A 22777-nucleotide genomic window follows, 5' to 3' on the forward strand; every position below is an offset into this window, starting at 1 on the left:
GCTACGTTTTTTAGTTATGTTAGTGTTTGTTTGAGTAAAAAACTTTAGGCTTTAAGAGTTAAGTTTGCTTTAAGAAAGGAAACTTAAAACGATGAAGAAAGATGTTTTTTTAAACTTGCAGAGGCTTTTGATGGTGTTTCACTCTAAGTTAGTTTGCCAGGACAATGCGCTATAGTTCGTATTACTCCTGGTAATTGTTTCTTAAAATTTTTTAATGTTTCCAGAGCGTTTGAAGCGTTTTATATATTTTACTAACAAAAAAGCTGCTTACGCGTGTAAGCAGCTTTTGTAGTTAAGTAAATTTTAAGCTTCATTTAGATTACTCTACGCCAACAGTACTGGTTAAAACAACTTCATTGTAGAGAAGTTTGCGTTCACCTTTACCTTGAGATTTTGCCCAACGAGCAGTGTCCATGACATTCACGAGCGTTTGATAGTTAATACTTTTATCTGGGAACATCATAACCGCTTTGCCTCGAGGAAATCGTTCTTTAATACTTTGCAGTGTTAGGTTGAGTTTGTCATAGTCAAACTTGCCTTTACTTTTTCTAATACTTGTTCGGACACTATCCAGCTCTTGAGCTGTGAGGTTGTCGCCGCTACCGCTGATATGAAATCCATCAGATTCAACTCTTAAACTTATGTTTAAAACTTTTTCAGACTGTCCAGGTTTTAAAGGAGCATCAGCTATGGTTGGTACTGAAGCATTAATGATACTGAGTTTGATAAATGCTGCATTCATCAACAAGAAGGGGATTAGCACCACGAATAAGTTCATCATGGGTGTTAAGTTTACTTCTTCTTCAGTTGCAGTTTCTCTTACTGGAAATGTATCTTGTCCAAACATAGTGATTCTCCTTTAATTCCCGCCCCTATTAATGGTTTTGACCTCTGATTACTCTTTGAGGTCCCACGCGCAAATCTTTATTTGATGCTGAAATCATATTCAAAAGCTCAATAGAGGACTCTTGAATACTGTCTAAAATTTTATTTTGACGGTTCATTAGGATGTTAAAACCAATCAAACAGGGAATGGCCACAATCAAACCTGAAGCAGTTGTGAACATCGCTACAGAAATACCGTTGGCTAATGCTTCTTGTTTTGCAGCTGCTTCAGCGTTAGCAACCGCTTTAAAACACTGAATCAAACCTATAATGGTTCCTAAAAGACCCATTAAAGTAGCCACGTTGGCTAACATGGATAAATATCCCGTGCGTTCACTGACTGTGGGAGTAACCTGCATGTATTTACTGGCAATGGCTCTTTCAATTTCTTTGTCACCTCTATTGGCTTTAACCAGAGCGGCATTGAGAACTTGAGGAAGAGGGTGGTTAAAAAATGAATGACAGGCTTGAATAGCGCCATTGATATCACCTGACTCAACAGATCTAAAAATTCTTTGGCTGAAGTCTTTGGTGTTCAGGCTCAATTCAAAAAAGAGATAATAAGCTCTTTCTACCATGATGGTCAGTGCCACGATGGAAACCGCTAAAATGGGGTACATGAACAGTCCACCTTTGTTTAATATTGCTAACATAATAATGCTCCTTTTAAAGTGTTATTAATTCCAGGCTTTATAAGAGCAAGCTTGATGCCATTGTTGTTTGTGTTGTTTAGAAGAAAAAATAACAATATATTCAAATACTTATTTTTTAAAACTGAATGCAGTCAGTGCATAAAGTGTAAATAATTATTTACAGGCTGCAAAAATTGCATAGTTATTTGTAAAAACAATGTGTATTTGTTTTCATTGGATTGTTATTGCGCCAATTAAGTTAAGTTGTTCAAAGGGTGAGTTGTATAGATCGTGTAATTGTTGATAAAGCTGTTTTTATAAAAACAAGTTGCACGCTCTATATATAAATAATGAAACGCCTAACTGGATAGACCATTTATAAAAAGGACACTCTTTTTTTTAGTGAGCTATGCAACTTTTTCTCAATTGCAAAAAAAATTACGCTCTCTACCATTTTTTATTATCTATGGGGTAAAGAAATCAATGCGTTAAGTCAATTTTTAACTTGGTACAGTGCTTGCTCTTACTTAAGGCATGTTAAATTTTATAGCACAGCTAAAGGAGAGCACAATGATAAACAAGCAAACAATGATAGCAAGAATTTTTGCCTGTATAATTTTATTAACAGGCTTTACATTATTTACACCTGACTATGCCTTAGCCCAATGGGGTGGACCAGGTTGTGATGTTTCAGATCCCGATGCAGATAATGATGGTGATGGCATGACCAATGGCGAAGAAGTAGCCAATGGAACCGACCCGTGCGATGCTGATTCTGATGGTGATGGCATGGATGATCAAGAAGAAGATGCACAGTTAACCAATCCACTTGTAGCTGATACAGATGCAGATGGTTTATTAGATGGTGTTGAGTTTAGCCAAACTGGAACAGACCCTACTAAAGCCGACACGGATGAAGATGGTTTATTGGATGGACCAGAATTAAATATGGGTTTAGATGCATTCAACCCTGATATGGATTTTGATGGTTTATTGGATGGTCATGAAGTGCATATTGGCTCAAATCCACTTTCAGCACATTCTGATGAAGATAATGTTTCAGACTTTGATGAAGTAATGTTAGGAACAGATCCAACTGTGACTGAGTCTGCGGCAACATTTCAAGCAGCATGTACAGCTAAAGGTTCAGAAAATACTTTAGTGATTTGTAATGCTTATACTTCTGATGATTCAGGACCAAGCTTTAATAAAGACACAAGTGTTGAAGGTACACAGGTTCAAGGGTGTGCAAGTGCAGGCGCTAACAACAGTGGTATGCCAAGTTACTTCATTCTCTTTGCCTTAGTTATTTTGGCCAATGTAAGCTTAAGAAAAAGGCAAAACGCTTAAACAGTTTAGCAAAACAGCTATAAAATGATCTAAAAACCCGGCTAGCACGCCGGGTTTTTTTATAGGTCTAAAAAATATTATGTGTTATGGCTTCTGGCTCTTGATAAAATCATTAACGAATTACTAAAAAGATATATCTAAAACGTAAAAATATGTTGGATAAAACCTATATCACTGTATTTGATTTCAAAATTTTTGAGCCGGTTACCGCATTAACCGATATAGTGGTTGCTATTGTTTGTTTTTGGGCGTGTTATCAACTACATAAGTTATCTTTAAAAAAATCATCGCATCAATCATTTAAAGTTTATTTCTTGCTTATGGCTTTTGCTACGCTATATGCAGGTATCTTTGGACACGCGCTCTTCCCTTATTTGAGTATGAACTGGAAGATTCCTGGGTGGATTTTAGCAATGTTGTCGCTAACATTTTTAGAGCGTGCTTCTATCCTGCAAACTAGAGGTTTTGTTAACCATCGCTTCTTACTGTTATTGACATACCTTAATATTATTGAGTTTATTGTTTTCTTTGTATTGGTGCTATGGACGCAAGAATTTAAATTTATTGAAATTCATTCAGGCTATGCTTTCTTATGCGTTGTTTTACCGCTGAATATATATTTTTATTTGCGCACCAAACACGACGCCTGTAAATATTTTTTTTATGGCATTGGATTTTCAGGTTTAGCGGTGTTAACATTCAACTTGGTCATTGGTTTTCACGCTTGGTTCAACCATATAGATCTTAGTCATTGCCTTCTAGCTATTGCGGCATACTTTTTTTATTTGGGTGCAAAAAGAGTCAATAAAGAAGCTTAAGCAAACTTAGCGACTGCAAGAGGCGTAGCTGTATTTTCTACAAAGCTTTCTTACATGTGATGCAGCAGATCGATTGCTGGCATCGTATTTTAGGGCTTGACGATAGTTTTTATAGGCATCATCATCGCGGTTCAAGTTTTCTAAGGTTCTTCCCATGAGGTCAAAGGTTGTGGAGTTTCTGGCATCGATTTCTTTGGCTCTAGATAAAGTAAGCAGAGCAGAGTAGTTCCAGCGGTTATCCAAATACATTTTTGCATTTTTGTGAAGGGTTTGAATATCTTTTGGATTTTTCATCAGTGTTTTAACATTGTTTTGTAACTGATCTTTAAAGTTTCGCATAGAGCTTCTGAGTTGTTGTCCTTGTTTAGGAAGAAGCTTCTTTTTTGAACATTCCAAGGCTTCATGCGTGAAAAGCTTGATTTGCTCTGCTTTTTGATGACAAGCTTGATAAAGGCCTAAAGCACTTTGTTGAACTTCATTGATTTTGTTGCGCATGATGTTTCTATACTGCGCTTTTTGTGCGCCACTTAAGCCAGCAGGAATTTTTGTTTGACTTAAAAATTTTGAAAAATCTTTATACAAATGTCCTGATTGGGCCAGTGCTGCAATAGAGGCGGTACTTTCACCCGACTGCGCAATTTGCGTGTACTTCTGCGACAAAAGCTCTAAAAGTTGGGTTTTTTGAGCAATAAGTTGTTCTTCTGAACCACCGCTGCGCATGGTAATAGCATTGTATTTTTTAAAAATGGGCTGAGTTTCTAAAAGTGTGATTTGCGATAAGACAAAGGCTCTATCACTGCCGGCATTAGCAATATACTGTTTGGCTTTTTTTGCATAAGCAAAGCCTGAGCTGAATTGTTTGCGTTTAAAAGAACTTTTTGCCAGGTAATAGTAAGCTTTTGCACTGTTTCTCTGAACTTGCAACCATCGTTTGGCTTGTTTATCCAAGAATGACCATTTTTCATATTCATCAAAGGTTTCTGCCGCTGTTTGCATGATGCTGATTTGTTGATTTTTACTCTTTGCTAACTTTAAAGCCAGGTTAAAGTTTTGATAAGCCTTAAGGTGATTGTTCAACGCGGATCTTATTTTAGCTGAGTTAAGTAATAGATCAACGGAGGCTTCTTTACTTTTAAAATTACGCGCATAGATTTCTGATGCTTTGGCCCCTAGATCAAATAAACCAACATTAAACATGGTTTGGCTCATGTTGGGTAAGATGTCTTCTAAATATTTTGATTTTGGATAATCCTGCATCAACATTTCTGCAGCCGCCATCATTTGATCAGGCTGTTTGGTTTTTTTAGCCGATACATAAGCATTGTAAACCGCTTTTTCACCCGCTTCTGTACCTTTGTATTTTGCAGACAACTTAAAAAAACCGGCGGCTAAGTTTTGATTGCTTGAACCAGGACTGGCTGCGTAACGTTCTTCTAAGCGTTTGAACTCTGCTCTAGAAACCATATCTCTTATTTCTGCAACAATACGTCGATTAAAACGACGACTTTGAATCAATTGATTTCCCGCTTTTACCATGCCGTCTTTATCATCTTTTAAATGGTAAGATTCCAATATCAAAGTAATGGCATCAACGGTTTTAGAAGTATTGGGGTATTGAAAAACAAACTTCCAAAAGTAATCAATGGTTTTATCCCAGTCATTTTGATCAAAATAAACCTTGCCCATGGCATAACGTATATCAAGCGCCTTTTTTGACCTTGGATTGAGACGCAAATAGGCTTCACTGGATCTTAAAAACCCAGATCGCGCTTGAACCAACTCTAGCTTGCTCAAGTCATCTTTTATTTTTAAAGCTTCTAAATATGATACCACTGAAGAATGGTAAAGGTCTGCTTGTTCTCTTGGCCTGCGGGCACGCTTGGCTAACTCTCTGTATTCTTCTGCAGCTTTTAAATATTGTTTGGCTTCATACAGCGCCTCAGCAGAGTTGTATTTCATTTTTAAAGCACTGGGATGACGTCCAAAGGCCATTAAATAATATTTATAGGTATTGGCAGCTTTTAAGGTTATGTCAGGATCATTTTGTTTCCTGGCATAGGCATGCAAGCGGGTGGCCGCATCTCGCAAGTATTTTTCCAGATTTTTAGCGACTTCAAGCCTATCACTCTTTTCTTGGCGCCAAGAATAAAAGTAACGTCGTAAGCTATCCACTAAGATTTTTGCATCTTCATCGATAGGGCCCGTGTAGCCATATTTTCTTAAATTACCAAAAAGGCGTTGTATGTAATCAATTTTGGTTTCTAAATCATAGCTGCGTCTAATCAACTCTCTGTAAATGGGAATCGCTTTTTTATTTTGTTTTTGAATATAATAACGGTTGGCCAATTTATCTAAAACAGTAATATAAGTATGGTTAGAGTCGGAAAGCTCTTTGTACCAAGCAATGGTGGTTTCTGGTAAATCTTTTTTACGGACTTTTGTGTAACACAAGACACTATCTACCAAAGCTTCTCGCTGTATGTTGCCAGTAGCCGATATTTTTTTAAGTTCTTCATCTTCTTCTTTGGCATTGCGGGCGACGGTTTCAAAAAGTTTTAAGGCTTTATCACAATTTTCCTGATTGACTTCACTCCAAGCCAACTTATAACGAGCTACATTGTGCATAGGGCCTTCTGGCATATCCAGAATTTGAATGTAAAAGTCTGTCGCAGCAGCAAAGTCGCGTTCATCAAAAGCTTTGTTGCCCAGAATAATTAAAGCATCATCTTTAAATTCACTGTTGGGGTGCTGGGCAACCAGTTTTTTATATTGATCCATGGCGGCATCTGTAGCATCAACTTGCTGCATTTCTTGCGCCATAAAAAACATGATTTTATCAACATTAAAATTGTTGGGAAACTCTTCAATAATTTTTTGATAAACGCCAATGGCCAACTCTTTTTGAGCTATAGATTGCTCAACATCTTTAAAAGACTTGATGCTGTCAGGTGATTTTTCCCTGGCTATAAAATAATGATAACGCGATTTTTCTATGTGCAATTCCGCTTGCTGCATCAGTAAATCAGGTCTATTGGTTTTTTCATCAATGGTTTTTAAGCGGTTTTTAACCGCTTCAAGCGCTTTATCTACTTTCTTTAAATTGTCATTAAGGTCTTTAATGAAGGTCTTTGAATCTTTTTTTTCTGGGAATTCGAAACCATAAGCTGTTGTCATCACTGAAAATGTAAACAGCACTATACAACACATTAAATTTTGTATGGCATGGCGTAGATTTACTTGCATAAGCTCTCCATTTTAACCAAATACAAATCCAGTTCATCAATCCAGTATTCTTGATCAAATTTCCAATGGATGGGGTCTGAGTTGATCACTTTTGCTTTTTTATGCTCAACAGGTTCTTTGGTATCTGAGAACTGTCCACGCTTAAACTCATCCATACGGGTTTCATACTCTAGGATATTCATTTGTTCATTAAAATGAATAATCTCTGCAGATACATCCTTTAATGCATCTTCTTGTACAGTTAGTGTTTCAGCTTTGAGTTCTTTTTCTTTTAAAGAATAAATCATGGATAAATGAGTCGCCAGACCATATTCTTTCCACTGTTCATCTTTAACGGCCAAGAGCCTTTCTTTTTCAAAGCTTATGAGTTTTTGTTGTTGCCAAATATTTTCAATCAAAGGGTGATATTTGGCAGCATCAACAATCGCATTAATTTTATTTAAAGAATCGCCATTTTTTATTTTTTCAATGGTTTTTGAGTATTGGTCTCTATAAAGATCAATGATTTTTCTTGTGTCACCGTAACGACATAAATTACGCAAAACAATACCATACAATAAATACTTTTCAGGTTGATTGATATCACTAAAGTGCGGTGCTTTTAAGGCATGCAGTGATCCCAATGACTTTTGGTAATCATAAAGCCAAAAATGATTCCAGGCTTTTTCCAGAAAAACATCACTTTGGGTTAAGATATTGCTATCAACGGCATTGTAAAATTTTAGGCTGTTTTCATACTCTTGTTGCTCAAACAAGAGTCTAGCTAAGGTTTTTCTAATTAAATTTTTTAATCGTGTTTTTTCAGGGACTTTTTCCAACAAAGTCACCAGTTGATCAATGGTCTCTTGAGATATTTTTTCTTCTTCAGACTCAGATAATTCACGAATAATCTTACTGTATTCTACTTTTTGGTAGGGTAGACCACCTTCTTTAAGATAATTGAACTTGTCATCTCCCCATTGGGTATCAGCTTTAATATAGTCGTCTTTTCCTTGATAAAACTTAATTTGCTCATCAAGAGCTTCAGAAAATTGTGCAAACTCACTGCTGGCCAATAATTCTTGTTCAATCAAGTGAGCATCATAGGGAAGCTTTTCCATTAGATTAAAAATAGACTTTAAACTCTCTCCTATAAACTCTTTATTGGCACCATGCCGAATAACTTCAACATAATATTCCAAGGCCACAGTATACAGTTTTAATTTTTCCAAGGATTTTGCAAAAATAAATTCAGCACCAACATAGTTTTCGGCCGTGTTTTGGTTATTCTGAATAAACAACCAAGCATAGGCACTTGATTTTAAGTATTTTTTCTTATCAAAATATTTTCTAGCGTTATTGTAATCTCCTTGTGGGGTGGGAGATTGACGGATTTTTTTGCTACAACCGTTAATAAAAAACAAGCCAAAAGAAAAAAAGAATATCAAACAAGGACGATACAATTTTACTTGTATAGAATTCATTTATTTTTTTTGTCCATTCCCGCCGCGATTAAAGCTTAAACCTACAACAATACTGGGCTCATTTTTTGGGTTTAAATCATCAAAAATAAAGTAATTGCGAAGTTCAGTCTTAATAGAGAGTTTTTGGTTTAAGTACAGCCTTAAACCAAAACCAAGGTCAGCCGTTGGTTTGAAACCACTATCAAAATTAAAAAAACCGCCCCCTAAAAGGACATAGCTTTCACCATGCATAATTTTTCTATTGAAAAACAGCATTTTTCTATAAACGGGCTTAAAAATAATATTACTGGTGATGACATAGTTTTTAGAGTCTCTATCAGTGGCTTCCAAGCCAAAAAGCAATTGTAAGTCATTTTGTAGACCGGTATTTTGGTTGGCAATCCAGGTAAACTGAGGCAGCTCAAGAGCAAAAGCATCATTAAAGTGATAAACATAAGAGAAGTTGGCACCAAAGCCTTTTTCAAAGGCATCAATGGGTAGGTATGAAGCCGCAAAGAAAAATTCATTTTTCATGTGGTATTTTCTGTTTTGGATGGCATAAGTTTCTGGGTCAAGAAAACTTTGTGCAAAAGAGTGTTGAATGCCAAAAAAACAAACCGAGCAAAAGAATAAAATAAACTGAGGCTTTAAATTTTTCATTGATACTTCCATTTTATAACACTTTTTCCAAAATGCACACTTTGAGCTGATATTTTAAGGAAAGATTTAGCATTGGATTAAAAAGGTGCTCCTGATTGAATCCATGCCAAAATTGTTTGGTAAGCACTATTGCTGGTGCCGCCGGTAAAAGCTTGGATATGAGGAGATTGACCATTTGGATAGGTCAAAAGTAAGCTGCTGCTAGGTGAGCTAGGATCAACTCTTAAACCTTGCCCAACATCTAAAAATAAAGAGTCATAAATGGTGACCAGTGTTTCACCATTGCCTTCTTGTAAAATGAGACCATTAACATCAAGCGGTGTGTTATTGTAGTGGCAGTTGGTACAGCGTTGACCAATGCTTGAGTCTGAAAAAATGGGATAGATATCATTTTGAAAGGAGAGGTTTGATCCTTCCTCTGGATAATTTTGAGGGTCCAGTTGACTAACATCAACAACGGAACAAAACTGTAAAAGAGTCACGCAGATTAATACACTGAGCAATATAAAATTATTAGTTTTTAGTGTGTTATGATTTTTCATTGTTGTAGACTCCATTTTCCTTATTTTAATTATACATCAAAATGATAACTGGTACTCCAAAGAAGCAATGTGTTGTAAATATTCAAAAGAACTGTTTGTATAGTCTTCATCAGCAAGACTAAATGTATTGCTATTACTATAATGTTTGTAATCAATTGAATAGTTCAGTCTTAGTTTATGCTGGCGATGAAGTACGTAATCATAATAAATTTGCCCCAATAAACCTAACTTTAAATTTGTATCATTAAGAACCGTATTGCTACCGGTATCGGTATAGTTGCCTAAAAAAGCATATTGGAGGTTGATTGTTAATGGATGGTTGGCAATTTTTTTAAGCATTGAAAAGCCCAGAGTAAACTGCTTGCTTGAAAAACTGTTAAAAACATTTTGTGAAACTTGATTGATATCTTCAATATCATCGCTTTTAAAGCGTTGTATTTGATAGCCTAGATTAAGACCCCAGTTTAAGTTTTGAGAAGATTGATTCATATAATGTAAAGAAGGGTGAATGTGCAGCATACTTTGATTAAGGTTTTGTTGCAAAAATGTGTTTCCAGCAGCATCATTGAGGTTTACATTGGGTTTAAATACGTGATAGCTGCTATTGATGTTTAGAAAATATTGTTTTTTAGCTTGAGGAGACTTGGACAGTTTGTACTTTAAGGAAAGATTAACACCAGGCCCACCTGTCCAATAACTGTAAAAGGGCGTGTTGTTTTCTGAACGTATCAAGTAGTTTATTGCAGAGTAGCTAGGGCCAGCTGTAAAAAACAACTGTGGTGATTGTTGCAAAGTCCTGCTTCTATTACGATGGGGTCTTTTTACTTTTCTAACAGGTGGATAAGGAGTTTTTTTTCTAGGTTTTTGTCTATAAGAGGGAGCAGGCGCTTTTTTAAGAGGTATAAACGCTTGTTTCGCAATCCAGCCTTCAATATTCCTATTGCTGCGTTTTGAAAAAATTTTAACTTTATAAAATGCTCCAGTGGAGCCTTTGATACTGGCTTTTTGATTGCGGTATACGCGGTCAATTTTCTGTGAATCTTTATAAGGGTAACGATAAATATAAGTATTGCGCTGAACCGTTGCTGCCCACAAGCTAAAACTAAAGCTCAGGTTAAGAAAAATCACAATTAGAAGTGTTTTTTTCACAATACTTTTAAACGGTCTCCAATCAGACACGGACCATAATTGAGTTAGATAGGTCACCACCAGCAGCAACAATATCAACCCCAAGTAAATCTGCCAATGAATTACGTAGCTGCGCAACAGTATTCCCTGAGCTCATAAAGTTTTGTGAAACCGGATCAAAACCGAGGTAGTTAAAGTTATTATCCATACTGGCCAAAGATCCATTTTTAAAAGCCGTAGGAGAAGCAACCACAATCATTTCTATACCTTTTTGATCAACATTGGCTGCGGTTCCGCCACCAAAGCTGTCTCCGGTATTGGCATTGGGGTCATCCGCTAAATCCGGACCTCTATTGCAATCATTGGTAATGGTGATCAGCATTCTATCTAGGACTGAATTACCTGGAATGTCGGGGTCATCAATTGATTGAGCATAGGATAGGGTATCAAAAATAACTTGTGACATATAATCTGCAAACTGCTGAAAAAAACGACCATTGGCAACACCGCCGGCTCTAACCGCCGTTCCACGTGTGGTTTGGCCAAAGGCAACATTGCCTTGCGTACTGTCAACAAAAATATGGGGATCAAAGTTATCAATCTCAACATTGAGTCCCATAGAAGCTTTGTTGGCAGCCATATTGGCAGCTAAACGACCGGCAACAAAAGGATCAATATTTCTTTGCTCAAGACTGATGGTTCCAAAACTGGGTTTTGTAATGCCATTGCTGAGTGTTTGTGCAGCAGCAAGATTCTCTTCAAGAAGAGCACGTTTGTTAAGCCTTAGTAGGGTTTCAATATTGCTCATAATGTCATTGAAGCTGCTGTGATGCTTGTCTTCAATAAGTTTGAGCACTGAGTTTTTAAACCCTAAATTGATTGCACTCAAAGCATTGACAAAAGGTTCATTTAAAACGGTTCCGGCATTGGTGGCAATATTAAGTTGCTCAAACTGCCTTAATAAAAGCTCAAGTGTCCTTACTTTTGATGTAAAACCAGAAGAATAAGGGCCAGCACCGTTAAGTTCCCAAACATCAGAAAAATCAAAAATACTGTTGATATCGGCAATGATATCATTGCGTTGATTGATAAAAGCTACTGGAAAAGTTGCTGAGGTATTGCTTTGACCGGTTTGCATAATAGAAATAGTCGAGCCAGAAAATGCATGACTGGTGTTTCTATCTCCAACCATATAGGACATATAGTCAGAAAATGAATTGGCAACGCTGTTCATTTCCGGCGAGAAGACACCCGGGGCATTAATCAAACTGCCTGGGCTTACAATAGCGTTGTTTGCGGCAAAGTGTGTATCTCGGTTAAGGTCATTGCTGCCATAGGTAGAAGCATCAGAATTAAAGGTCATCAAAGCATCGAGCTTGCCGGCGATGGTTACGGATATATTGTACCAAAACATGACAGGTGTAGATGCCCCTGTTTGTGCAAAAGCTAGAGAGCTCCCAAAAAGTTTTTTAGAAAAGTCTTCCATGACTTCATAGCGGACTAAGCCTGGTAAACCTAGCGTTCCCAGAAACATGCCAACAGATTGAATAAACTTTCTTCTGCTGATGTCGTTCATTTTTTTAGGATCGTTATGATTCATCCAATGTTTTATATTTTTTTTATTCTGTTTATTCACTGTGTTTCACCTCTTCACCCAAACTGTTGCTTGTAAAGCAAGCGTTAAACAAGCCATTTCTCTTCTTTGAACCGAGTTTAAAAGCCCTGGATCTGCAAGCATACTTGTGACACTGTCAAGTTGCTCTTGATTCATATCCAAGCCAGTTAAGGCTTGCCAAAATGCATTGGGTTGGCTTGGGTTAGATAATCCAATGGCAAGTAGGTCTGCTTCAGTGCAGGCTTCATCAAATACGGTTAGCAATGAACGAAATATACCTGAAGAAAACTGTGATGAACTTCTAAATTCAGACTCAAGGCCTTCTAAAAGACTTACCGTGTTTGAAGCGTCACTGAGATTAAATACACGTTTTATTTTAGCTTTTAGAGCATCATAAGAAATGATTTCTAGGTTGGTTTGGTCTGCCTCAAATGTTTGTGATGGTGGTAAAGAAGGGTCGTCCGCGGACACTTTTTTTAGGGTGGGCTGCTGGAGACACGCTGTTAACATAAGTATGCAAACAAATAAGGCCTGTATGGAAAATGAAAAAAATATATTGTTTTGATTGCTCATGGTTGGTCTCCAATAAAAGGTTCTATTGCTGGACCTATAAAACACCAGTCAAATTTTAAACAGTCGTTCAATGTATCTGTGATGGAACGATTATTTTCAACGTAAAGATCAGTGAATCGATCAAGGTACAATAGCTCAGAAGAAGTGTTGGCAAAATTATACTCCTCTACAAATCCTGACCCGGCCGTTTCTTTATTAATGGATAGAGCTAAAGCAGCAACACGTCTACTCCAACAAGAGTCTACGGTATCTCTGGCTTGGCTTAACATTTCATTGACAAAACTATGCAGCGTTAAGACGGGGGGGCGACCTAAAAAAATATTATAGTATTGATTTCTTTGGTTTAAGGGAACCGTTTGGCCATTAACCAGGACAGGTTCAGTTTCAGAAAGCTTGCCCCAAGTATTCTCTGGATCCAGGTTGGGTTGGTAGCCATCAGCATTGTATTGACTAACCGCGCCTTGAAGCATTTCTAGATAAACATGGCAGCCTTGGCATGTTGGTTGGGCATGAAAGGCTTGGTCAAGACGTTCTAAGGTCCAGTTATTAAAGTTCGGGATTTGATAGGGTGGTGGTTGACAGGTAAGATACTGCATATAAGAACGAATAGCAGGCAAGCTGGTTCCTGAGTTTTGTAAAAACTGAACAAACTTTGGATCAGATAATATGCCGGTTTGTTCACCGTCGGGTGTAACCGTAAGTGAAGAAGAATCATAATCTGATTGATTGTAAGCAACGAGGCTATCAACATTATTTTGATCAACACTGCCTTGAATCAAAAACAGCTGATCTGTACTTAAATTGTTGTTCACCACATACATGGCAAGGTCAAGTCGCCGAGATTCAAAAAAATCAGGTTCATTTTGTGCAACCAATAAAAGCTTTCTAAAGTACTCACGTATTTTTTGTTCGTAGCTAGGGTGAGTGAAAATTTGATCAACTAAGCTTTCATACAAGTCTCTGGCTGTTTCAGGGTTAGTTTGGTTGAGCAGTTGACTGCTATCAATATTTAAATCAATCGCGGCAAAGCCATCTGTCATTCTTGAACTCGCAGTTTCTAACGCTTGATACAACTGTTGTGGCGTCCATTCTACTTCCCGGTTTTCATACAGCGAGTCTCCATCAGGGTTGTCTGGGCTTTGATCGATAACCAGAGCTTCACGTTTACAGGCAAAAAAAAATGTCATCAAAAACATTAAAGAGAAAAAAAGTAGTCTATCTAAGGTATTGATATTAAAGTATTTTGATTTTTTTTTAGCTTTCATTGCTACTTAATATTGTAAGAAAAACAAGGCAATAGAGCAAGGAATAAATATGTTTTATAAAGATGCTAAACAATTGTTTTAAAACCGTTTATTGTACATCAAGCCAATAAAATGAGTATCGGTTTTGCTGGTAATATTGGTAAAGCTTTGTTCAACTCTAGTTACCGTACCTGTAAAAGCACTTTCAATTCTATGAAAACTATAGCGTAAAGATAAGCTACCAAAATTAGAATCATACATGACATCCAATTTGGGCATGTAACCCATAGACTGAGCATCAGCCTGGCCAGAAGTGCCTTCAGGATCTTCAGCATAATTTTGCATCAAGACGGCATTGATCGCCAAGTTTACTGTGATATCAGGTGTTGCTTTGTAAGCCAGAGTGGGGCCAACAACGATACCTGTTGCTGTGTAACTGTTGTAAAGGCCAATAGGATCGTTATTAATATCAACTATATCATCACCCATGAAACTGAAATAACGATAACCAAGCATTAAACCAGCTGTGGTCTGTGGATTTATATCTTTTTCTATTTGTAAACCTGGAACAAGGTGAAAGGCCATATTGTTTTGAGTTCTTTTGCTAAAAACACTGCCCGTGCCATCTTGTAAGTTGGTTTTAGATGAGTAAAAAGCAAAGTTTCCATCAAGCAAAAGTTTTACTCGCATGTCACTATTGGCACTTTCCCAAGCGCTGTAAGCAAGGTTTACTTGAGCACTGGGCCCTAAAAAAGCATAGGCAAAAGCTTGTGTGTCTGAACTTACGTCGTAAGCATAGTAAGAACCACCTAAACCGGCTTGCACCAACAACTTAGAGTCACTGGTGTTGGCTGAAGGACGTTTATAGTTTGAACGATTGGCCGTAGAAGAAGATGGCTTTTTTCTAGGAGGCGGTGAATACCTTGGAGGAGCTGGCCTGCGAGGTGGTGCAGAGTACCGTGGTTGTGAACTTCTTGGGCGTTGCTTGGAGAGACTACCTTTAGCAACCCAACCACTTTTAACTTGTCCATTGGATGATTTGTATGAAATTAAATACCAGTTGCCTTGTGTTTTTCTGTAGGCAACTTTTGTCCCTTGTCGTAACGCTGCAATGTTACGTGCTTGACTATTGGCCGCACTTTTTACATAGACTTTAGCCTGCTTAATGTAGGCATATGTCGCTGCTTGAACAGGTAAAGATAAAATAAGAATAGATGAAAAGAAAAGAGTGAAAGCCGTAAGTTGTTTTTTCATAGTATCACTTAATTATAGCAAAGTTCTGCAGAGGCTAAAAACTTTAATTGATTTTGTAAAATTAACACTGTGCTTTAAATTAAGCAAAACAAATGCCAAATAAATTAAAGCCTAAGTTATGATTTATACAATATTTAGGTGACTATAAATCCTATACTGTATATTTTTTGCGTAAAAAATTGTTCCATTTTATGATTAAGCAGAAGTCACTAATCCTACAACAATTGTGAAAAAAAATATTATGGCCAAGTTAAGCACACAACATCTATCAAAGTCTGAGGTTCGTCTTTTGTTTTTAATAGCTCAGGGCTTTGCAGATAAACAAAAAATTAAACAGACCGGTCAAGAACTTAAACAAAGTCAGTTTAAAGCCATGATGGCAAAGTTGCATGTTTTGCAACTCGATGCCATCCCAATTGTTGCTCGAGCTCAATATATTCCTGCATTTTCTCGCATAGGTCCATACCACAATCAATGGTTGGATGAGCTAGCCTATCAAAAAGATCAGTGGTTTGAATGTTGGGCGCATGAAGCTTCACTAGTACCGGTTGAATATGAACCACTATTTCGTTGGTCAAAAGAGCGCGTGAAAGAGGGCTATACTTGGAAGTCATTGTACCGTTTTGCAACACAAGAAGAAAAGTACATTAAAGATGTATATGCGCAATTAAAAGAGAGAGGAAGACTAAGAGCCAAAGATATATTAGATCAGCAAAAATTACCTAAGAGTACATGGGGTCATTATTCTTATGCAGCTAAAGCTTTAGATTGGTTATTTCGTACGGGACGTGCAGGTATAAGGCGAGTTGGGAACTTTGAAAAAGAGTTTGATTGTTTAGACAATATTGTTCCAAACAATATCTACCGGCAAAAAACACCGTCAGTTGAAAAAGCAATAAAGCAGTTGTTGCTTTTATCTGTACAAGCTTTAGCAGTAGGAACAGAGGACGAAATTGTTGACTATTTTAGATTGCCACCCAAGCTTGCTAAGCCTTACTTAAAAGAATTGTGTGAAGATAAAAAATTGCAACAATGGCAGGTAGAGTCCTGGAAAAAACCAGCCTATGCTTTACCAAAGTTAAATAATAATATTGACAATTCTAGCGATCATATGACAGCTCTTCTGTCTCCTTTTGATCCAGTTGTTTGGCATAGATCAAGAACCGAAAGACTGTTTGATTTTTTCTATAGAATAGAAATTTATGTTCCAAAAGAAAAAAGAAAGTGGGGCTATTATGTGCTTCCATTTTTAATGAACGGAGATTTAGTTGCTAGAGTTGATCTTAAGGCTGATAGAACAACACATACTTTATGGGTGCCTGGAGCATTTATGGAAAATGAGGTTAAGAAAACAGATGTTGCGCTTGCTTTAGCGATTGAATTGAAACAAATGTTGTTGTGGTTAAACCTAAATACAATTACGGTTGGTGATAAAGGTGAATTGGCCCAGCCTTTAAAGCGAGCCGTTAAAAATCTTAAGCTATAGGTTGACTAACGTGACAAATTAATGGGGCTGATTTGTGTTAATTTGTTGGAAGAAAAAAGGTTTCTACGCGCTAAGGGCTTTGTTTGGCCATGGGAAACAACAAAAACTGGGTAAAACAATTCTTTTTTTAGTTATCATTTTGTAAACTTAGCGGCATATAAAAAGTTAAACTGAAAAATATTTTGCCTGTGGATGGTGGAAGACGATGGCACTTACGCTGGCTTCTGGATCCATCATGCAATCTTCAGTCAGCTCAATATTGATGCGTTCCGGTTTTAGCAGCTTGAATAATTTTTTTTGATCATCCAGGTCAGGGCAGGCCGGGTAACCAAAAGAGTAACGTTTACCTTGATACTTGGCTTGAAAAAGTTCTTTTAAGCTAAAGCTGTTTTTTTCGATCCCCCAATTTTGTCGAATGGTTTGATGAACATACTCAGCCAGGGCTTCAGCCATTTCTAAATTGAGGGCAAACAAGATATGAGATTTTAAATAGTCTCCACTTTCTTTCCAAGCGATGGCTTGCTCGCGTGCTTGATTGCCTAAACTGCAAATAAACAGTGCGCAGGTATCATAAGGTTTTTCTGACTTTACATAATCTGAAAGGCAGAGACCATCGCCTTTACTTTGCCTCGGAAAGGTAAAGCGCTCAATACACTTTTGCTCCTCGTCATAAAACTCTATACTGTTTTTATTTTTTAAACATTGGAAGTCATGGATAATATACTGCGGTTTAAACAAACGCTGTTCTTTGGCATAGCTGTAGACTGATTCAACACTTTCTTTTAGTTCTATGGATTTAGCTTTAAGTTCTACAGTGTTGTCCTTGGCTTTAAAGATAGAAAAGAGCTGATCTACTTGTGAGTTGGGTAAGCCTAAATGCCTTCCATACAACATTCTTGGATTGATGAAGTCTTTAATGCTATCCAAATCCTGTACGGTATGAACATCCTGTTTAAAATGTTGAGGATCGGGGATATATCCTGCATCTGAAAGAGACGCAGCTACAACGGTGTTATCAGCAGTGCTCGTGTTTTGAGTTAAGGTGCTCTCTGAAGAAAGCGGTTTAGATTTGTCTGGAAGCGTTTTTTCATTTAAGGCATCTTTGCATAAGGTCAAACCGGTCATAGCATCTTTAGCATAATACACATGGCCATCGTAATTGGGGGCTATTTTTTCAGTAGTGAACTTGTTGGACAATGCAGCGCCGCCCACCAAGAGAGGGGTGTTGATGTTTTCGCGCTGAAGATCAGAGGCCGTGATGGCCATCTGTTGCGCTGATTTAACCAGCAAACCAGATAAACCAATTATGGAGGGTTTGTGTTTTTTGTAAGCATCAATCAATTCTTGTGAGGTCACCTTAATGCCTAAATTGATGACCTTATATCCATTGTTGGATAAAATAATATCAACCAGGTTTTTACCGATATCATGAACATCTCCTTTAACCGTGGCCAACATGACGGTATCCTGACTGACAGCGTCTGTTTTATCCATAAACTGTTCAAGATGATCAACCGCTGTTTTCATGACTTCTGCGCTTTGCAAGACTTCTGCTACAATCAGTTCATTGTTATTGAACAAACGTCCCACTTCGTTCATGCCAGTCATCAAAGGACCATTGATGATGTCCATGGCTTTTTGTTCTTTTAGTTTCAGATCAAGGCGTTCAATCAAGTGTTCTTTGCTGCCGTCAATAATAGCAAAAGCCAAGTGTTCATCTAAACTGCGCTTGGATTGATCTTGTCTTGTTGATGCCGTTTTCTTTTTTCTGTAAAAGTTTGCAAAAGCATCAATGAAATGTTGTTCGCCACTCCACAGCAAATCTTCGGCTAATTTTTTTTCTTTTTGATCAATACTGGCATAACGCTGTAACATCTGAGTGTTGACCAAAGCCAAATCCAAACCGGCTTTACTACAATGGTATAAAAATACTGCATTGAGGACTTCTCTTCCCGCAGCAGGTAAGCCAAAAGAAATATTAGATATACCTAAAGCTGTTTTTGTATTGGGGAAGCGTTGTTTCAATTCCGTCAGAGCTTGAACCGTGGCTTTAGCTGAGGCTAAATAATTTTCATCTCCAGTGGCACAGGGAAATACCAAAGGGTCCCAATAAATATCGTAAGGGCTAATCTTAAAGTCTTGCGTCAAAATTTTATAAGATTTTTCAGCGATCTCAACTTTTCTTTCAAGACTGATTCCCATACCTTGCTTGGGATCGTCATCAATAGTCCCAACTATTAAGGCTGCACCATATTTTTTAGCCAAAGGAACAATGTTTTCAAAGCGTTCTAAACCATCTTCTAGGTTAATAGAGTTGATCACGGCTTTGCCCTGACATTGCTTTAAAGCATACTCAATAACTTGGGCATCGGTTGAGTCAATCATCCAGGGCGCGCGCAGGGTTTTATTGACATAAACCAAAAAGTTTTTCATGTCGTTCAGCTCATCTCGATCAGGGTTGGCTAAGCAAATATCAATGATATCAGCGCCAGATTTAACTTGTTGTCTGGGAATTTCAGCAGCCTGCTCAAAGTTTTCTGACTCAATGAGTTTTTTAAACTTTCGACTGCCAATAATATTACTGCGTTCACCCACCAAAATGGGAAGCTTATCATCAGTGATATCTAAAAAATTGATGCCCGATAGGTGGTGTATTGACTTGGTAATGTTGTGTCTGGGATTGGGATTGTGTTGATCCAATAAAACTCTTAGAGCTTTAATGTGCTGGTAGTTGGTACCACAACAGCCACCCATGACATTGATCCAAGCGTTATCCATAAAAAATTTAATTTTTTCTGCCAATTGCTGGGGATCAAGTGTGTATTGGCCCTCTTCATTAGGCAAGCCTGCATTAGGGATACAGGCTATAGGTGTTTGGGATAAGTCATGAAGCGCGCGCAAATGATCGGTCATGAAGTCGGGTCCAGTTGCACAGTTTAAACCAATATATAAAAGGGGGAGGTGAGCTACACTCGACCAAAAAGCTTCAATACTTTGCCCGGCCAATGTTGTTCCCATGGTTTCTATGGTGGCGCTGATGGCAATAGGCCGTTTAAGACTTGGGTCTTTTTCAAATAAATTCAAAGCTGCGCTTAAACCTGCTTTAAGATTGCGCATGTCTTGTACGGTCTCAAACAACAAATAATCAACACCGCCATCAATCAAAGCTTTTATTTGCTGGAAATACTGTTGTTGCAATTCATCAAATTCAATGCCACCGGTGACCGACAAAGATTTTGTGCTGGGCCCTAAAGAACCGGCAACAAATCTAGGCTGTTCTGATGTAGAAAAACCTAAAGCGGCTTTTTTAGCAATTTGAGCCGCGGTAAAATTAATATCATAGGCCTTTTTACCCAAAGAAAATTCATCTAAAACAAATTCTAAACCACCAAAAGTATTGGTTTCAATGATATCTGCACCAGCATTGAGATAGTTTTTATGAATCTGAAGAATTTTCTCTGGAGCTGTTAAGCATAGGTTTTCATTGCACCCATAGTAATCTTCACCACCAAAATCGGCAGCATTAAGGTTTAAGTCTTGAATGGCAGTTCCCATGGCTCCATCTAAAAGGAGAATATTTTGTGTAAGACGATGTTGTATTCTGCTCATGAGTGCCGGCAACTATATCTGAGTTTTATCTTTTGATCTAATAAAATAACTTCAAAACAAAGGTCTCAGCCCTATTTATTTTGAACGTATACCCAAGACACATGGCTCTATTGGGTTTGGGTACACATCGTCAAAGATTTAATTTTGTTTTTTAAGCAAGTCTCTAATTTCTTCAAGTAAAACTTCTTGCTTTGGGGGTGGGGTCGGCTTTGCTTCTTCTTCTTTCTTAAGTTTGTTCATTTGCCGAATCACTAAGAAAATTGAAAATGCAACGATGACAAAATTAACAACAGTGTTGGCAAAAGCACCGTAGGCAATAACAGGCGCCCCAGCTTCTTGTGCTGCAGCGAGTGTATCAAAGCTAGAACCATCTAGCGCAAAAAACATATCTGAAAAATCAACGCCACCCGTAAGTTGCCCAACAACAGGCATAATTAAATCATTAACAAACGATGTTACAATTTTACCAAAAGCTGCGCCAATAATAATACCTACAGCCATATCAACAACATTGCCCTTAACAGCGAAATCTTTAAATTCTTTTAACATCATACCTCCAAATGGAAATTAAACCCTGTTGCTCTTATATCCAAATTTTTATAAGTGTAAAAGTAAAGAGTTCGTTTTTTACCAGAAAGAAAAATTATTGTTTTTCTTGATCCTAAGAGTTGACGAGCTTTGATTTTGCAGCTTTGATACAGAGTTGTGATTATTCAAAGTACAATCCATTCAGAATCAAAAGAATTTAAAGAAAATTACGCATACCACAAAGATCTTTGGCAAGACCATCAACAAAAATTAGATGCCGTTGCCAAGGGTGGGGGCGAAACTTACTTAAAAAAACATCAAGCAAAAGGTAAGTTGTATGTCCGTGATAGAATTGCTTATTTAATTGATGAAGGCAGTAGTTTTTTAGAGCTTTCGCCCCTTGCCGCCTATGGTCAATATGACAATGCCGTAGCCAGCGCTGGTCTTGTCTGTGGTATTGGCAAAGTTAAGGGTAACTCAGTCATGATTATTGCCAATGACGCTACGGTTAAAGGTGGAACGTACTTTCCACAAACGGTTAAAAAACACTTACGAGCTCAGGAAGTTGCTTTAGAGCATAAGTTGCCCTGTATTTATCTTGTTGATTCTGGTGGAGCATTTTTACCTCTGCAAGCAGAAGTCTTTCCCGATAAGCTGCATTTTGGCCGTATTTTTTACAATCAAGCGCAAATGTCTGCTCAGGGAATAGCGCAAATAGCGTGTGTGATGGGGTCGTGTACGGCTGGTGGAGCCTATGTCCCAGCTATGAGTGATGAAACAGTGATTGTAAAAGGTCAAGGCACTATTTTTTTGGGAGGTCCTCCCTTGGTTAAAGCAGCCACCGGAGAAGATGTCACGGCAGAAGAATTGGGGGGTGGCGATGTGCATGCTAAAAAATCAGGTGTTGTGGATCATCTGGCCAAAGATGATCACGATGCCCTGGATAAAGTTAGGCAGATTGTAAGTCATTTGAATATTAAAAAACATAAGCTGGTCATGAGGGATCAAGAACCTCTGTATGACAGTTCCAGCATATGGGGCGTCATACCCAAATCACCCAATACCAGCTATGATGTGCGTGAAGTGATTGCAAGACTTGTTGATCATAGTGAATTTGATGAGTTTAAAGCCTTGTATGGGACAACTTTGGTTTGTGGTTTTGCCAAGGTTTGGGGGCAAACAATAGGTATTGTGGCCAACAACGGTGTGCTGTTTTCACAAAGTGCTCAAAAAGGCGCGCATTTTATTGAGTTGTGTTGTCAAAGAAAAGTGCCTTTATTATTTTTGCAAAACATTACCGGCTTCATGGTGGGTAAAAGTTACGAAGAGGGTGGTATTGCCAAAGATGGTGCCAAGTTGGTCATGGCAGTATCTAACGCTCAAGTCCCTAAATTTTCTGTTGTCATTGGAGGAAGTTTTGGCGCGGGTAATTATGGCATGTGTGGTAGAGCTTATGACCCCAACTTTTTATGGATGTGGCCCAATGCAAGAATATCGGTGATGGGAGGCCAACAGGCCGCCAATGTTCTGTGGACGCTCAAGCAAATGCAGGGCAAAGCCAAAGATTTCGATGAGGCCAGTTTTAAGCAACCGATTTTGGACAAATATGAAGCCGAAGGCTCACCTTATTACAGCACCTCTCGTTTATGGGACGATGGTATCATTGATCCAAGACAAACCAGAAATACTTTGGCTTTGGCCATAAACTTAAGTTTAGAAAACCCTATACCCGACACCCAATTTGGTGTTTTTAGAATGTGAGCGTGAT

General features: G+C 37.9%; 17 protein-coding genes. 4 read left to right on the forward strand and 13 right to left on the reverse strand.

Annotated elements, in window-relative coordinates; genetic code table 11:
- Positions 1-319: 319 nt before the first annotated feature.
- Both MRY82_07575 and MRY82_07580 read right to left on the reverse strand, forming a co-directional pair.
- Positions 320-847: a biopolymer transporter ExbD gene (locus MRY82_07575; GenBank protein ID MCI5072780.1), complete on the reverse strand. Its 528-nt coding sequence runs from the start codon at positions 845-847 to the stop codon at positions 320-322.
- A 28-nt stretch (positions 848-875) separates the two neighbouring features.
- The gene (locus tag MRY82_07580; protein MCI5072781.1) at positions 876-1538 is read right to left on the reverse strand and encodes a MotA/TolQ/ExbB proton channel family protein; all 663 of its coding nucleotides are present in this window, start codon (positions 1536-1538) and stop codon (positions 876-878) included.
- A 549-nt stretch (positions 1539-2087) separates the two neighbouring features.
- On the opposite strand from MRY82_07580, the gene MRY82_07585 reads away from it, so the two are divergent.
- Both MRY82_07585 and MRY82_07590 read left to right on the forward strand, forming a co-directional pair.
- On the forward strand, positions 2088-2867 hold the full coding sequence (locus tag MRY82_07585) for a hypothetical protein (protein ID MCI5072782.1): 780 nt from the start codon (positions 2088-2090) through the stop codon (positions 2865-2867).
- Positions 2868-3019: 152 nt separating this feature from the next.
- Positions 3020-3685 carry a hypothetical protein gene (locus tag MRY82_07590; GenBank protein MCI5072783.1) on the forward strand — a complete coding sequence of 222 codons (666 nt, stop codon included), beginning with the start codon at positions 3020-3022 and terminating at the stop codon, positions 3683-3685.
- Between the two features lie 6 nt (positions 3686-3691).
- Here MRY82_07590 and MRY82_07595 read toward each other — a convergent pair whose 3' ends face one another.
- The 9 genes from MRY82_07595 to MRY82_07635 form a co-directional block, all read right to left on the reverse strand.
- A complete protein-coding gene (locus tag MRY82_07595; protein MCI5072784.1) occupies positions 3692-6928 on the reverse strand; it encodes a hypothetical protein in 3237 nt (1078 codons plus the stop codon).
- On the reverse strand, positions 6919-8391 hold the full coding sequence (locus MRY82_07600; protein MCI5072785.1) for a hypothetical protein: 1473 nt from the start codon (positions 8389-8391) through the stop codon (positions 6919-6921). The genes MRY82_07595 and MRY82_07600 overlap by 10 nt, the downstream gene beginning before the upstream one ends.
- A complete protein-coding gene (locus MRY82_07605) occupies positions 8392-9030 on the reverse strand; it encodes an outer membrane beta-barrel domain-containing protein (protein ID MCI5072786.1) in 639 nt (212 codons plus the stop codon).
- A 77-nt stretch (positions 9031-9107) separates the two neighbouring features.
- The gene (locus MRY82_07610) at positions 9108-9572 is read right to left on the reverse strand and encodes a hypothetical protein (GenBank protein MCI5072787.1); all 465 of its coding nucleotides are present in this window, start codon (positions 9570-9572) and stop codon (positions 9108-9110) included.
- A gap of 36 nt (positions 9573-9608) precedes the next feature.
- Positions 9609-10721 (reverse strand): hypothetical protein, encoded by a 1113-nt coding sequence (locus MRY82_07615; GenBank protein ID MCI5072788.1) that lies wholly within the window; start codon positions 10719-10721, stop codon positions 9609-9611.
- Between the two features lie 22 nt (positions 10722-10743).
- Positions 10744-12336, reverse strand: a complete 1593-nt coding sequence (locus MRY82_07620) for a hypothetical protein (GenBank protein MCI5072789.1) — start codon at positions 12334-12336, stop codon at positions 10744-10746.
- A gap of 6 nt (positions 12337-12342) precedes the next feature.
- A complete protein-coding gene (locus MRY82_07625; protein MCI5072790.1) occupies positions 12343-12888 on the reverse strand; it encodes a hypothetical protein in 546 nt (181 codons plus the stop codon).
- A complete protein-coding gene (locus MRY82_07630; protein MCI5072791.1) occupies positions 12885-14153 on the reverse strand; it encodes a hypothetical protein in 1269 nt (422 codons plus the stop codon). Before MRY82_07630 ends, MRY82_07625 begins: the two co-directional genes overlap by 4 nt.
- Before the next feature lie 78 nt (positions 14154-14231).
- Complete coding sequence (locus MRY82_07635) at positions 14232-15386, reverse strand: SH3 domain-containing protein (protein ID MCI5072792.1); 1155 nt, start codon at positions 15384-15386, stop codon at positions 14232-14234.
- 241 nt (positions 15387-15627) lie between these two features.
- Here MRY82_07635 and MRY82_07640 point away from each other — a divergent pair, with 241 nt between their 5' ends.
- Positions 15628-16872, forward strand: coding sequence for a winged helix DNA-binding domain-containing protein (locus MRY82_07640; protein ID MCI5072793.1), 1245 nt, complete (start codon positions 15628-15630; stop codon positions 16870-16872).
- Positions 16873-17037: 165 nt separating this feature from the next.
- On the opposite strand, the gene metH is transcribed toward MRY82_07640, so the two are convergent.
- On the reverse strand, positions 17038-20481 hold the full coding sequence (metH, locus tag MRY82_07645; GenBank protein MCI5072794.1) for a methionine synthase: 3444 nt from the start codon (positions 20479-20481) through the stop codon (positions 17038-17040).
- Between the two features lie 138 nt (positions 20482-20619).
- Entirely contained in the window at positions 20620-21030 is a 411-nt protein-coding gene (mscL, locus tag MRY82_07650; GenBank protein ID MCI5072795.1) for a large conductance mechanosensitive channel protein MscL, read from the reverse strand.
- A gap of 156 nt (positions 21031-21186) precedes the next feature.
- Between mscL and MRY82_07655 the strand changes: the two genes are divergently transcribed.
- Positions 21187-22770 (forward strand): methylcrotonoyl-CoA carboxylase, encoded by a 1584-nt coding sequence (locus MRY82_07655; protein MCI5072796.1) that lies wholly within the window; start codon positions 21187-21189, stop codon positions 22768-22770.
- The last annotated feature ends 7 nt before the right edge of the window (positions 22771-22777 follow it).

The organism is bacterium (genome assembly GCA_022763185.1).
In the GTDB taxonomy this organism is placed as follows: Bacteria; Bdellovibrionota_G; JALEGL01; order JALEGL01; family JALEGL01; genus JALEGL01.

Coding starts and splice junctions, on each gene's coding strand:
- mscL (MCI5072795.1), bottom strand. CDS start 21,030: ATGTTAAAAGAATTTAAAGATTTCGCTGTTAAGGGCAATGTTGTTGAT.
- MRY82_07595 (MCI5072784.1), bottom strand. CDS start 6,928: ATGCAAGTAAATCTACGCCATGCCATACAAAATTTAATGTGTTGTATA.
- MRY82_07625 (MCI5072790.1), bottom strand. CDS start 12,888: ATGAGCAATCAAAACAATATATTTTTTTCATTTTCCATACAGGCCTTA.
- MRY82_07575 (MCI5072780.1), bottom strand. CDS start 847: ATGTTTGGACAAGATACATTTCCAGTAAGAGAAACTGCAACTGAAGAA.
- MRY82_07630 (MCI5072791.1), bottom strand. CDS start 14,153: ATGAAAGCTAAAAAAAAATCAAAATACTTTAATATCAATACCTTAGAT.
- MRY82_07600 (MCI5072785.1), bottom strand. CDS start 8,391: ATGAATTCTATACAAGTAAAATTGTATCGTCCTTGTTTGATATTCTTT.
- MRY82_07610 (MCI5072787.1), bottom strand. CDS start 9,572: ATGAAAAATCATAACACACTAAAAACTAATAATTTTATATTGCTCAGT.
- metH (MCI5072794.1), bottom strand. CDS start 20,481: ATGAGCAGAATACAACATCGTCTTACACAAAATATTCTCCTTTTAGAT.
- MRY82_07640 (MCI5072793.1), top strand. CDS start 15,628: ATGGCCAAGTTAAGCACACAACATCTATCAAAGTCTGAGGTTCGTCTT.
- MRY82_07585 (MCI5072782.1), top strand. CDS start 2,088: ATGATAAACAAGCAAACAATGATAGCAAGAATTTTTGCCTGTATAATT.
- MRY82_07605 (MCI5072786.1), bottom strand. CDS start 9,030: ATGAAAAATTTAAAGCCTCAGTTTATTTTATTCTTTTGCTCGGTTTGT.
- MRY82_07580 (MCI5072781.1), bottom strand. CDS start 1,538: ATGTTAGCAATATTAAACAAAGGTGGACTGTTCATGTACCCCATTTTA.
- MRY82_07590 (MCI5072783.1), top strand. CDS start 3,020: ATGTTGGATAAAACCTATATCACTGTATTTGATTTCAAAATTTTTGAG.
- MRY82_07635 (MCI5072792.1), bottom strand. CDS start 15,386: ATGAAAAAACAACTTACGGCTTTCACTCTTTTCTTTTCATCTATTCTT.